Annotated in this window: 12 protein-coding genes; 10 read left to right on the forward strand and 2 right to left on the reverse strand. The window is 69.1% G+C overall.

The genetic code is table 11. The annotated features are described in order from the left end of the window. Both VGS97_RS08060 and VGS97_RS08065 read right to left on the reverse strand, forming a co-directional pair. Nucleotides 1–509, reverse strand: a 509-nt coding sequence (locus VGS97_RS08060; RefSeq protein WP_326852635.1) for an alpha/beta hydrolase, incomplete at its 3' end; no start/stop codon positions are given. 2 nt (nt 510–511) lie between these two features. Next, nucleotides 512–1,324 carry a DinB family protein gene (locus VGS97_RS08065; RefSeq protein WP_326852637.1) on the reverse strand — a complete coding sequence of 271 codons (813 nt, stop codon included), beginning with the start codon at nt 1,322–1,324 and terminating at the stop codon, nt 512–514. Nucleotides 1,325–1,390: 66 nt separating this feature from the next. On the opposite strand from VGS97_RS08065, the gene VGS97_RS08070 reads away from it, so the two are divergent. From VGS97_RS08070 to VGS97_RS08115, 10 genes are all read left to right on the forward strand, one after another. Beyond that, nucleotides 1,391–2,350: a helix-turn-helix transcriptional regulator gene (locus VGS97_RS08070; RefSeq protein ID WP_326852638.1), complete on the forward strand. Its 960-nt coding sequence runs from the start codon at nt 1,391–1,393 to the stop codon at nt 2,348–2,350. Nucleotides 2,351–2,572: 222 nt separating this feature from the next. After that, nucleotides 2,573–4,813, forward strand: a complete 2,241-nt coding sequence (locus VGS97_RS08075; RefSeq protein WP_326852639.1) for an alpha-galactosidase — start codon at nt 2,573–2,575, stop codon at nt 4,811–4,813. A gap of 200 nt (nt 4,814–5,013) precedes the next feature. Next, a complete protein-coding gene (locus VGS97_RS08080; protein WP_326852640.1) occupies nt 5,014–5,142 on the forward strand; it encodes a hypothetical protein in 129 nt (42 codons plus the stop codon). Then, nucleotides 5,139–6,320 (forward strand): aldose epimerase family protein, encoded by a 1,182-nt coding sequence (locus VGS97_RS08085; protein WP_326852641.1) that lies wholly within the window; start codon nt 5,139–5,141, stop codon nt 6,318–6,320. The genes VGS97_RS08080 and VGS97_RS08085 overlap by 4 nt, the downstream gene beginning before the upstream one ends. Nucleotides 6,321–6,402: 82 nt before the next feature. Next, entirely contained in the window at nt 6,403–7,395 is a 993-nt protein-coding gene (paaA, locus tag VGS97_RS08090) for a 1,2-phenylacetyl-CoA epoxidase subunit PaaA (protein WP_326852646.1), read from the forward strand. 14 nt (nt 7,396–7,409) lie between these two features. Continuing rightward, nucleotides 7,410–7,784 (forward strand): 1,2-phenylacetyl-CoA epoxidase subunit PaaB, encoded by a 375-nt coding sequence (paaB, locus tag VGS97_RS08095; protein ID WP_349262040.1) that lies wholly within the window; start codon nt 7,410–7,412, stop codon nt 7,782–7,784. Nucleotides 7,785–7,813: 29 nt separating this feature from the next. Continuing rightward, entirely contained in the window at nt 7,814–8,668 is an 855-nt protein-coding gene (gene paaC / locus VGS97_RS08100) for a 1,2-phenylacetyl-CoA epoxidase subunit PaaC (protein WP_326852642.1), read from the forward strand. After that, a complete protein-coding gene (gene paaD, locus VGS97_RS08105; RefSeq protein WP_349262041.1) occupies nt 8,662–9,186 on the forward strand; it encodes a 1,2-phenylacetyl-CoA epoxidase subunit PaaD in 525 nt (174 codons plus the stop codon). The genes paaC and paaD overlap by 7 nt, the downstream gene beginning before the upstream one ends. Further along, entirely contained in the window at nt 9,186–10,331 is a 1,146-nt protein-coding gene (gene paaE, locus VGS97_RS08110; RefSeq protein ID WP_326852644.1) for a 1,2-phenylacetyl-CoA epoxidase subunit PaaE, read from the forward strand. Before paaD ends, paaE begins: the two co-directional genes overlap by 1 nt. Before the next feature lie 189 nt (nt 10,332–10,520). Then, nucleotides 10,521–13,382, forward strand: a complete 2,862-nt coding sequence (locus VGS97_RS08115; RefSeq protein ID WP_326852645.1) for a PKD domain-containing protein — start codon at nt 10,521–10,523, stop codon at nt 13,380–13,382. Nucleotides 13,383–13,477: the final 95 nt, after the last annotated feature.

Genomic DNA, 13,477 nt, shown 5'->3' on the forward strand with positions numbered 1-13,477 from the left:
AGCACGACCGGCACGTCGAACCGCCGGTCGTCGGTCAGGCGTACAACGCCGTTGGCCACGCCCTCGGGCACCGGGATCGCCGCGGACTCGAAACGGTGCCTGGCCTCCTGGTCGAGGTCGGCACTGTCCGGGCCCTCAAACGCTTCCCAGCCGGGGAAGGGCACGGCGCCGTCTCTGATCTCGAACTTGCCGTCGTAAAGCTCCCCGTCGGGAGACGGAAAACCGCCGATCATCACGGTTTTCGCGACCGCCTCCGGCCGCGCGTCGGCGGCGATCCAGGCCAGGGTGCAGGCAGCGGAGTGCCCCACCACCATCGGCTTTCCAGTCGCGGCATCCACTGCGGCGAGCACCGTCGCCACCTGGTCGTCGAGCGTGGCGCGGGCGGATCCGTCGCCTTGACCCGGGAGAGTGAGCGGCACGGCGCGGTGGCCGAGTTCGCCGAGCGCGGATGCGACCTCGCCCCAGACCGTTCCATCGAGCCACAAGCCGCCGATGAGCACGATATCCATGATCAGCTCTCTTCCTTTTCCACCCGTTCCAGCACAGCAAGATCGCGTTCGGCGTAGAGCCGGTGCTCCCACTCCTCGTTGAGGACGGTGCGGAGGCATTCCTTGACCGGAAAGTCCTCCAGCCGGGGCCATCCCGGTTCGATGCAGGTCACTTCGGCGGCGAGCTGCTCTTCAGTGAGCGACTGCATGACGCGACGGACGGTCGCCTGACGTTCACGCCGGACCGCGAGCACCTCGTCGAGCGTGGGCCGCGCCTCGCGATCCCACGGGATGCCCTCCCAACCCGGCGCCTCGTCCCACGGCAGGTCCAACGGATGCCACGGCGCGGCGTCGCCGAGGATCATCCGTTCCACCCACGTGGCGCTGGCGAATCCGAGGTGCCGCAACGTCTGAATGAACGACCATTCGTCATCGACGCTGCGGTGGAGCATCGCCTCGGGCAGCGTCCTCGCATGCGCGACGGTGCCGTCCCACAGCCGCTCCAGGATGGCCCACGCCTCGCGGAACCCGTCACCGTCGTCGGGGCGCATCTTCGCCCGGTCGGGCATCCGGCGGTTCAGCTCGGCATCGACGAGCGGCGCGATGTCGACGCCGTTCACCACGACGTTCTGCAACTCGCCGCTGATCTCGACGTCGACCAGTTCGACGCCGCGCATCCGGACCCGGTTGAGCAAGACGCCGCGGAACTGCGCCCCGGTGAGGTCGACGGCGCGCAGGCCGGCGTCCTTGAGGCCGACATCGTGGAATGTGGCGCCGCGCAGGCTCACCTTCTCGAAGCGCGTCCCGGCGAGATCCTGATCGCGAAACTCGGTCATGGACATCACGCTAGGCCCGATTCCGGACAATATACTTCCGGTTCCGCGCACCCCTAGTCTCCTCGTGTGCCGACCGACGACGTCAGCCCCACCGCACGCGCACTACGCGCGCTTGAGGTCCTTCAGGCCCGCTCCACAGTGACGGCCGGCCAACTCGCCGAGCGGCTGGGCGTCACCGAGCGCGCTGCGCGCCGGTACGTCGGAATACTCCGGGAGGCCGGCATACCCGTCGAGTCGGTCCGCGGCCCGCACGGCGGGTATCGGCTACGGCGGGGGACGAGGCTGCCGCCGGTCGTCTTCACCCAGGCCGAGGCGCTCGGCCTGGTCATGGCGGTGCTCGACGGCCGGCCCGACGCTGTGGATGGCGGCGACCCGGCCGGATCCGCGCTGGGCAAGGTCATCCAGGCGCTGCCCGAGGGTGTCGGCCGGCAAGCAGCCGCGTTGCGTGAGCACGCGTCAGCCGCGCCCGACCGGTATTCGATCCGTCCGGATCCGGCCCGCACGAGCGCGTTGGTCGCCGCCGTCGCGGCCCGGCGCCGCGTGCTGATCACGTACCGCAGCCAGGCCGGCAACGAATGGGATGCCGAGGTGGATCCTTGGGCGGTCGTCGTGCGCTACGGACGCTGGTACCTGCTGTGCCACTCGCACCGCGCGAACGCGGTTCGCACCTACCGGCTCGACCGGCTGCGTGCGGTTAGGCAGACCGCGCACGGGTTCGAGCCTCCCGAGGACCTCGATCCGGTCGCGGCGCTGGAAGAGAATCTCGGCGTCGGCTGGGAGTTCCCGGCCCGCGTGGTGTTCGACGCGCCGTTCGCCGAGGTGGCGCCCTGGATCCGACCGCCGATGGGGCGGCTCGAACCCTCCGGATCCGGGTGCGTGCTCATCGGCAGCACCAGCAATCCGGCGATGTACGCGCAGGAATGGTTGTCGATCGTGCCGTTCGGCTTTCGTGTCGAGGGCGGGCAGGAACTGCGTGACGCCGTCGCGGCCGTCGCGGCGCGCTTCGCCGCAGCCCTCGCCGTCTGACGCCACCTCAGGCCTCTTCAGGCCTCATACGCATCGCGAGCCTGCTGCGCCGCTTTCTCCGGTGCGCTGACGTGGCTTGCCTGGCAGTCGTGGCCTCTTGACGCAGCCCGCGACGCTGCGTTTACTCCCGTTTGAGAGTTTGCACTTTCCTGTTGCACTGTTTGCTTTCTTGTTCGGTTTCGGCGGCGCCCGACACCCACCCGGCCCAGCTAGGAGCCCGCCATGCAAACAACGCCGTCTGCACGATCCGCTCCGCGGTCCGCTCCACGCCGCATCCTGACCGCCTGCCTCGCGACCGCGCTCGCCGTGTTCGCGGTCAGCGGGCATCCGAATCCCGCCCACGCGCAGAGCAACGGCGCCGCGCTGACGCCGCTGATGGGCTGGAGCAGCTGGTCGTTCCTGCGCAGCGCGCCCACCGAGGCCAAGATGAAGGCCCAGGCACAGGCGATGTCCACCTCCGGCCTGGTCGCCGCCGGGTACAAGTACGTCAACCTGGACGACTTCTGGTACCTCAACCCCGGCAGCACCGTCGACGCGAACGGCCGCTGGGTCACCGACACCTCGAAGTTCCCGGACGGCATGGCGAATCTGGGCACGTACATCCACGGCCTCGGCGAGAAGTTCGGGATGTACCTGACCCCGGGGATCCCGGTCGCCGCGTACAACCAGAACACGCCGATCGAGGGCACCACGTACCACGCCCGCGACATCGTCTCCAACACCACCGCCTACGAGACGAACTACAACTTCGGCAACGGCAGCATGTACTACATCGACTACACGAAGAACCCCGCCGCCGCGCAGGCGTTCCTCGACTCCTGGGCGAACCAGCTGGCCGGCTACGGCATCGACTACCTCAAGCTCGACGGCGTGAGCCCCAACGACGGGGACACCGAGGCCGTCGCCGACGTCCAGCACTGGGCACAGGCGCTGAACCAGACCGGCCGCGCGATCCACCTTGAGCTCTCGAACAGCCTCACCGTCGGCGACGCCGCCTCCTGGCAGCAGAACTCGAACGGCTGGCGCATCGACGGCGACATCGAGTGCTACTGCGGCTCGACCTCGTACCCGCTCACCGACTGGAACAACGTCACCGGCCGGTTCTCCGACGTGGTGCCGTGGATCGGCACCGGCATCACCGGCGGCTGGAACGACCTGGACTCCATCGAGGTCGGCAACGGATCCAACGACGGTCTCACCCTCGACGAGCGCAAGACCCAGCTGACGTTCTGGGCGATCGAGAACTCCAACCTGACCCTCGGCGTCGACCTGACCAACCTGGACTCCACCGACCTCGGCCTCCTCACCAACAGCGAGGTGCTCGCCGTGGACCAGGCCGGACACCCGGCGCGTGCGGTCGACCGCGCCACTTCGTTGCAAGCGTGGTACGCCCCGAACGGCGACGGGAGCTACACCGTGGCGCTGTTCAACCTCACCGGTTCGGCTGCCACAGTCTCGGTGAACTGGCAGGACATCGGCTTCACCGGATCATCGGCCGCGGTCCACGACGACTGGTCGCACACCGACCTGGGCACCTTCGCCACCGGCTACAGCGCCTCGCTGCCGACGCACGGTACGGCGCTGCTGAAGGTGACGCCGACCGGCGCCGTCAGCTACAACGCGATGTCCTACAACATCGTCAACGCCAACAGCGCCATGAACCTCGCCGTGTCCGGCAACTCGACCGCCGTCGGTGCCGCGATCGTCCAGCAGAGCGGTGACAACGCGCTCGACCAGGAATGGCAGCTGGTCCCGGAGGGCGACGGCACGTACAAAGTGGTCAACCGCACCAGCCACCTGCTGCTCACAGCGCCGTCCTCGGCCCAGGGCGCACAGCTGACTCAGAACACCGACGGCAACGCGACCGCCTCGCGCTGGCGCGTCGCCCCGACCGGCAGCGGCTCGTACACGCTCGTCTCCGCGTCCGATGGCATGCTCGCCGACGTCTCCGGCGCCTCGACGAGCGCCGGCGCGGCGGTGATCCAATGGTCCTCGAACAGCGGCGCAAACCAGCGCTGGACGCTGGTGCCGGTGCCCGACGCGGGTGTGGCCTACCGCATCGAGAACCGGATGACCGGCGGCAGGATCGACGTCGAGAGCGACTCGACCGCGGACGCCGCGCACCTGCTCGAATGGTCCGACAACGGCCAGGCCGACCAGCGCTGGACGTTCGTCAAGCAGAGCAGCGGCGCGTACACGATCGTCAACGCCAACAGCGGAAAGCTCATCAACATCCCCGGTCCGACCACGACCGCCGGCACCCAGCTCATCCAGTTCCACGACGACGGCAACAGCAACTCGCGGTGGACCCTGGTCGACGAGGGCCCCGGCGCGATCGGCCTCAAGAGCGTGTATGACGGCCAGCTGGTCGATCTGTCCGGCGGCAACACGGCGCTGGGCACCGCGGTGATCCAGTGGGGAGCCAACGGAGGGCTCAACCAGCAGTGGACCCTGGTCCCCTGATCGGGCACAGTTCCCTGATTGGGCACAGTCTCCTGATCGGGCACGGCTCCCCGCTCAAGCGCGCGGCCGCACCCGCGTGAAGCGGCGGGTGGCCGATCGTATCCGCCTCGATCGGCCACCCGCCTGCCGGACAGGCTGCTGCGACGGCTCAAGGGGCGCGGCAACCTGCGATCATCCCGATCACCCACGACCGCAGCCGGATGGCCGACGCCTGCGACCGGGTGAACCTTCCGCGGCACGGCGAGATGACCTTCGACCGCCGCTCGGCCGACGGCTCGGCGGCCGAACCGCTGGAGCCGGTGCACGCCGAGTACCGTGTCGAGGCATGATCGACCCACAAGAGGATTCGGTGATGGACAGCTCCCTCTCCGGGCGGGAGATCCCGGCGGCCCCGGCCCACGCCGCCGATGCCGTTTCGCCCGGCGGCCGGCCCACGATCACGCAGGAGCTGTTCGGGCACGTCGACGGCGTGCCGGTGTTCCGCTACACGCTGGCGAACAGCGGCGGCCTGACGGTCAGGATCCTGACGTACGGCGGGATCGTGCAGTCGGTGGCGGTCCCGGACGGGCACGGCCGCCCGGTCAACCTCACGCTGGGGCTCCCGACGCTGGCCGACTACGTGGCGCACAACAGCCCCGGAGCAGGCGGCGGAGTCTACTTCGGCGCGCTGATCGGGCGGTACGCCAACCGGATCGGGAAGGGAACTTTCACGCTCGACGGGGTGACTTACCACGTCCCGGTCAACAACAACGGCAACGCGCTGCACGGCGGAACGGCCGGCTTCGACAAGAAGCTCTGGACTCCGGCGGTCGAGTCCGGCGCGGACTCGGTCGGCCTGCGGCTCCAGTACGTCAGCCCGGACGGCGAGATGGGCTTCCCCGGCACGCTGACCACGCAGGCCACGTACACGCTGGACAACGCCGGCCGCCTGACGCTCGCCTTCCACGCGACCACGGACAGGCCGACGGTGGTCAACCTGACCAACCACACGTACTGGAACCTGGCCGGGGAGTCCTCCGGAAACGTGTACAGCCAGCAGCTGTATCTCAACGCGAACCATTTCACGCCCTCGGACGCCACGCTGATCCCGACCGGCGCGATCCTGCCCGTGACCGGCACGCCGCTGGACTTCACCCGGCCCACGGCGATCGGCGCGCGCATCGCGCAGGACGATCCGCAGCTGCTGAACGGCCAGGGCTACGACCTGAACTGGGTCCTTGCCGACCACAGCGGCGAGCTGGCGATGGCGGCCCGCGCGGTGGACGAGCGCAGCGGCAGGTCGCTGACGGTGTGGACCACGCAGCCCGGCATGCAGTTCTACAGCGGCAACTTCCTGACCGGCGCCCTCGTCGGCACCGGCGGCGCCGTCTACCGGCAGAGCTACGGCTTCGCGCTGGAGACCCAGCACTATCCCGACTCGCCGAACCACCCGGACTTCCCGTCGACCGTGCTGCGCCCCGGCGAGGTATACGAGCAGACGACTGTGTTCCACGTGGCGACCGAGTGACGTCATCGCTTGTTCCCGGCCGTCCGCTAGGTCACACTGGGGAAAGTAGCCGAACGAACGGTCGGTAGGTGGGCTGGTGTCGATGAACGCAGCGCCGATGGGTACAGCGCCGATGAGCACGGCGCAGCTACAGGAGCAGTTCGACGAGACGATCGCGCGGGACCACCGGATCGAGCCGCGCGACTGGATGCCGGACGGCTACCGCTCGACGTTGATCAGGCAGATCGCGCAGCACGCGCACTCGGAGATCATCGGCATGCAGCCCGAGGGCGAGTGGATCACCCGGGCGCCCTCGCTGCGGCGCAAGGCGATCCTGTACGCGAAGGTCCAGGACGAGGCCGGGCACGGACTCTACCTCTACTCGGCCGCCGAGACGCTCGGCGCGGACCGCGCGGACCTCGTCGCGCGACTGCTCGAAGGACGGCAGAAGTACTCGTCGATCTTCAACTATCCGACGCCGACGTTCGCCGACGTGGGCGTGATCGGCTGGTTCGTGGACGGCGCGGCGATCTGCAACCAGGTGCCGCTGTGCCGCTGCTCCTACGGGCCGTACGCGCGCGCGATGGTGCGTACGTGCAAGGAGGAGTCCTTCCACCAGCGGCAGGGCTACGAACTGCTGCTGACCATGATGCGCGGCACCGAGGCGCAGCGGCGGATGGTGCAGGAGGCGGTGGACCACTGGTGGTGGCCGTCGCTGATGATGTTCGGGCCGCCGGATCAGGACTCGCCGAACTCGGCCCGCTCCATGGCGTGGAAGATCAAGCGGCACTCGAACGACGAGCTGCGCCAGCGCTTCGTTGACATGACCGTCCCACAGGCGCGGCGGCTCGGCGTCACCCTTCCCGATCCGGAACTGCGCTGGAACGAGGAGCGCGGGCAGCACGATTTCGGCACCCCCGACTGGTCCGAGCTCCAGCGGGTGATCTCGGGTGATGGACCGTGCAACGCGCAGCGGATGGCGCGGCGGCGCGCCGCGCACGAAGAGGGCGCGTGGGTGCGCGAGGCGGCGAACGCGTACGCGGCCAAGCAGGCTGCCCGGCGAGCCGTGCAGGAGCGGAAGGCGGTGGCGGCTTGACCGGCACGAACGGCTTGACCGGCACGAGCGGTGCGAGCGATGCGACTGCCGCGGGCGGCGCCGCCGACGGGGCCGGCCCGAGTGAAACCGGCAGGGTCGAGGAGGTCGGCGACGCGTGGCCGCTCTTCGAGGTCTTCGTTCGCGGCAAGCGCGGACTGAACCACGTGCACGTCGGCTCGCTGCACGCCGCCGACGAACGCATGGCGCTCACTCACGCGCGTGACCTCTACACGCGGCGCAACGAGGGCGTGAGTATCTGGGTCGTGCGTTCGTCGCACGTCCACGCCTCCACGCCCGGCGAGAAGGACCCGTTCTTCGCGCCGAGCGGCGACAAGGTCTACCGCCACCCGACGTTCTACGACATCCCGGATGATGTCCCGCACATCTAGGGCAGGTGACAGGGGCGATGAGTAGCGCGATGAGCAACGAAAGCGATCACGTCTACCTGTCCCTCGCCGAGGGGCACGAGGACGGCGACGCGCGGTGGGCCTTCGGCACCGGATTCGAGGATCCGCTGCACGGAGTCTCCATCGAGCCGCCGCCCGGGGTGGACCTCGGGGCACTGGCCGCGAGCTGCCTGGAATTGGCGGACGACGCCCTGATCAGCGCGCAGCGGCTCGGCGAGTGGTGCACGCGCGCGCCGGAACTGGAAGAGGAACTGGCGCTCGCCAACATCGGGCTGGATCTGCTCGGCCAGGCGCGGCTGCTGTACTCCCGCGTCGGCCAGGTCGACGGGACCGGTCGCGGCGAGGACGCATACGCCTATTTCCGCGATCCGGCCGAGTTCCGCAACGTCCGGCTGGCCGAGCTGCCGAACGGCGACTTCGCGTTCTCCATGGCGCGGTTGCTCGCGTTCGGCGCGTGGCGGCTCGCCGTGTTCGAGCGGCTGGCCGGCTCACCGGATCCGGTGCTGGCCGCTGTCGCCGCGAAAGGCGTCAAGGAGCTGACGTACCACCGGCAGTACGCTGCCGAGTGGACCGTGCGCCTCGGCGACGGAACCGACGAGTCGCACCGCAGGATGCAGCGAGGGCTCGACGAGGTCGCACCCTACCTCCCAGAGTTGTTCGACAGCTGCGGCAGCCCGGAGGCCCACGACGAGATCCTCGCCGTGCTACGCGAGGTCACGGCCGCCGCCGGTCTCATCCTGCCGCTGACCGAGTCCACACCCGGTTCGGCACCTCTCGGCCGCGCCGGTCGGCACACCGGGCATCTGGAACCGCTGCTCGCCCAGTTGCAGGGCCTGGCTCGCGCGCATCCGGAGGCGACCTGGTGAACGGCGATCTACGCAGGGCCTTGACCATCGCCGAGCAGGTCCCCGACCCGGAGCTGCCGATGCTCACGCTCGCCGACCTCGGCGTGCTGCGCGGCGTGCAGATCGACGCGGACGGCACGGTGACCGCGATCCTCACGCCGACCTACTCCGCGTGCCCCGCCATGGCCGAGATGCACGCCGCGGTGGCCCGGGAGTTGCGCGACGCAGGGTTCGCACACGTGCGCACGCGCACACAGCTCGATCCGGTGTGGAGCTCCGACTGGATCACCCCGCAGGGCCGCCGGAAGCTGGCCGAGCACGGTATCGCGCCTCCCGGCGAAGCGCCGCGTCAGCCGCGCGGGCCGGTACCGCTGGTGCTCTCGGCGTCGCCGTCGCGGGAAGCCGCGTCCAAGGTCCCGTGCCCGCGCTGCGACTCGCCGGACACGGAGGAGATCTCCCGGTTCGGCGCGACCTCGTGCCGGGCGCTGTGGCGCTGCCGCGCCTGCCTCGAACCGTTCGAGCACTTCAAGGAGATCTGATGGGGACGTCCCCGGCGGCACCCTCGGCTGTGGCCGCCTCTGCCGCCCCGGCCGACCCTGCGGTCTCGCGGCGGGCGCGCCACCCGCGTCCGGCGTTCCACGCCCTGCGTGTCGCCTCGGTCGAGCGACTGTGTGAGGACGCCGTCGCGATCGCCTTCGAGATCCCGGAGAACCTCGCCGAGCAGTTCGCTTTCCGGCCCGGCCAGTCGCTGACGCTGCGCCGCGAGGTTGGCGGGCGTGACGAGCGGCGTTCGTACTCCATCTGCTCCCCGGCAGGCGGCACGCCGCGCATCGGCGTGCGCGAAGTCGCGGATGGGCTGTTCTCGTCGTGGCTCACCCGCGAGGTGCGCCCCGGCGACGTTCTGGACGTGATGACGCCGATCGGCGCGTTCAGCCCCGATCCGGCCGTCGCCGCGCACCACGTGCTGATCGCGGCCGGGTCGGGCATCACGCCGATGATGTCGATCGCGGCCTCCGTGCTCGGCGGCCACCCGGACTCCCGGGTCACGCTCTTCTACGGCAACCGGCGCAGCGGCACCGTGATGTTCGCCGACGGCCTCGCGGATCTCAAGGATCTGTATCCGGCGCGCTTCCAGATCGTGCATGTGCTCTCACGCGAGCCGCGCGAGGCCGACATGCTGTCCGGTCGCCTCGACGCCGACCGGCTCGCCGGGCTCGTCGACGCGTTCGTCAACGTCTCCGGCGTCAGCGACTGGTGGCTGTGCGGACCGCAGGGCATGGTCGCCGACGCGCAGCGGGTACTCGCGCGACGAGGCATCCCGGCCACGCACGTGCACCGCGAACTGTTCTTCGCCGACGACGAGCCGATCCGGGAGACTCGGCACACGGACGCGGCAGCGGCCGGACCGGTCAGCGAAGCCACCCTGATCCTCGACGGGCGCCTCACGCGCGCCGCGCTTCCCCGCGACCGCACCATCCTCGACGGCGCCCAGTGGGTCCGCCCCGACCTGCCGTTCGCCTGCAAGGGCGGCGTCTGCGGCACCTGCCGTGCCCGCGTACGCGACGGCGAGGCGGACATGCGCCGCAACTTCGCCCTCGAACCGGCGGAAGTCGAGGCCGGGTACGTCCTGACCTGCCAGACGTACCCTGCCTCCGCGTCACTGACCGTCGACTACGACAGCTGATGTGCGGATGCCGGATCGTGAAGTAGCCGACAGATCCGCAGCGGTGCGAATCCCACTTGCCCGTACATCGCGCGGCTGTGATATTCCTCTCCGAAGAGTCCTGCAACCTGACATGTTGTGTACTGCATTCATGTTTTGTGGCTCTGAGGGCTGGGGACGCAGTTCTTTTTCTTACGGGGAGGAGATGTGATGCGCACACGTGATCTCGCGGCTACGGCCGCGTTCATCATCTCGGCCGGTTCGCTGTTGTCGCCGGTCGCCGCGCACGCAAGCACGAGTACATCGTCAACGTCGAAGTTCTACGTTGACAACAATCCCACCACCTGCTCGGACGCGACGACGGACAGTGCGACGACGCCGTACTGCTCGATCCAAGCCGCGGTGGACCACGCGACCAGCCCGGGAGACACCGTGCTGGTCTCTCCCAGCAACGCCGGTTACGCCCCGTTCACGGTGAGCGCGTCGGGCACATCCACCGCACCGATCACGATCGTGAACGCCCTTGGGGACCACTTCACCACGAGCCTCACCTCGACTGCCCGGGTCGAGTCGCTCACGGCCGCTGCGGCAGTGACGGTGAGCGGTGCGTCCTACGTGAACATCGAAGGGCTCTGGCTCGTCACCGACCAAGCGGCGGTCGACATCACCGGTTCTGCCTCGCATGTCACGCTGGACGGCAACTGGATCGAGCAGTCGAACACGGCGACCACGACCATCGGGCCGGCCGTCGTGATCGCCGGCGGCACGTCTGCCATCACGGTGAGCAGGAATTCGGTCTCCTCGCTGGCGAACAGTACCGCGGTGATCGCGGCCACCGGCAGCTCCGGCGACGTGTTCACCACGAACTCCATCGAAGGCGCGCCGCTGGGCCCCGGCATCCTGCTGTCCGGGACCACGGACTCGGACGTGACCAGCAACACGCTTTCGGCCGGCTGCGGTTCCGATGTGTCGGCCGTCGCCGGCTCCACCGGGACTTCGATCGAGAACAACATCCTGTCGGAACTCATCCCGCAGCTCATCGGCTGCTCGGTGGCTGACACCAACGCGGCGGCGCTCACGGTCGACGCCGCCTCTGTCACGGGGACGAGCGCCGACTACAACGACGTCTACCTGAACCCGCCCTCGAACTCCCAGATGGCGGACTACTCGTGGGCCGGGACCAGGTACACCTCCGCCTCCGCGTTCGCCTCGGCGACCGGGCAGGCCGTCCACGATGTGAACGCGGGCGGTGTCGCCGCCATCGACTCGGCGAACTCCGCCGCGCCCGGCGAGCTTTCCACCGACCAGGGCGGTAACGCACGCGTGGATGACCCGAATGTGCCGAACACCGGCGCGGGCCCCTACGACTACTACGACCGCGGCGCGATCGAGACGCAAGACCCGATGTCGATCTCGCTGAACTCGTCCTGGCCGACAATGATGCCGCTCGCGACCCCCGCCACGTTCACCGCCTCCGTGACGGACCAGTGGACGAGCGTCGGGATCGCCGGTTGCACCTACACCTTCGGGGACGGGTCGAGTTCTGTCACCGTCGCGGCCGTGAACGGCGCGTGCAGCACGCAGCACACTTACACGGTGGCAGGCCACTATGTGATCCAGTTGGTGGCGACGGCCAACGACGGCGTCAGCGTGACGAGGTCGGCCAGGATCTCGGCGAGCGGCGCCGACCAGCTGCTGCCGAAGGTGTCCGTTCATGAATACAGCAGCCGCGAGGCCGGGATCTCCGACTCCGGCTATCACGCGTGGAACATCGTCAAGTGCGTCGTCGATTTCGGCGACGGCGGGTCCAGCACCGAGACGGACGGCGGCTGCGGCGCGACGCACACCTACTTGAGCATCGGCACGTTCCCGGTGACGATCACCGAGACCGACCTCGGCGGAAACGTGGCGTCGGCGACCGGCAGCTTCACCGCATCCGGCTACTACTTCAACCCGGTGGCTCCGCTGCGGGTGCTCGACACTCGCCACGCGATCGGCGTTCCGGCGGTCGCGAAGGTCGCGCCAGGCGGCGTGGTCAGGCTCCAACTGGCCGGGACCGACGGGATCCCCGCCGACGCGGCCGCCGTCGCCATGAACGTGACTGTGACGAACGCGGCGAGCGGCGGGTATCTGACCGTCTACCCGGGCGACACGGCGATGCCGACCGTCTCGAACCTGAACTTCACGGCCGGCGCGGTAGTACCGAACGTAGTCGTCGTCGGGTTGGACAAGGACGGCGCCGTGGACCTCAAGAACTCCAGCGCGGGCACCGTCGACGTGGTCGCCGATCTTGAGGGCTACTACGCGGTCACCGGCCAGAGCTACTTGGTCGGCAGCTCGTACCGCGTCGTCGACACTCGCCAGAGCCACCAGACCATCCCGGCGAACGGGACGTTGCGGGTGAACCTGAACGCCCCGTCGATCTTCACCGCGGCGACGCTGAACGTCACGGTGACCAACCCGGCCGCGGGCGGCTACGTGACCGCCTACCCGGACGAGACCACGATGCCGAAGGCGTCGAACCTCAACTTCACGCCGCACCAGACCGTGGCGAACGAGGTCGTCGTCAAGATCGGATCCAACGGCTTCGTGGACTTCACCAACTCCAGCGCCGGCACCGTCGACCTCGTCGTCGACTACAACGGCGATTTCAAGACCGACACCGCAGGCCTGGCCTACACCCCGATCGCGCCGACCCGCTTCCTGGACACCAGGAACGGCACCGGTGACTTCCAGGCGAGCCTGCTGCCCTCCGGCGCGATGCCCGGGTTCGGCACCGGGCTGCTGAACATCGCCGGCGACACCAAGATCACCGCGGTGCCGGTGAGCGCGGTCGCCGCGGCGCTGAACATCACGGTCACCCACCCGGCTGCGGGCGGATACATCACGGCGTATCCGAGTGAGCAGACGACCCGGCCGGTCGGCTCGGTGCTGAACTTCTCGGCGGGCCAGACGATCGCGAACGCCGCCTCGATGCTGATGACCAACCCGGGCCCGGGCGGCATCTACCTCTACAACGGCAGCGCGGGCAGCACGCAACTCGTCGTGGACGTCTTCGGCTACTACAGCTGACCGGCACCGCGCCGGAAGGCCGCGCAACGACAGTCGGCGCGGGGGGTACCACCAGATACTGGGATACAACCCCCCGCCAGCATGTCGAAAATGCG

The organism is Actinocrinis sp. (assembly GCF_035946395.1).
GTDB lineage: Bacteria > Actinomycetota > Actinomycetes > Streptomycetales > Catenulisporaceae > Actinocrinis.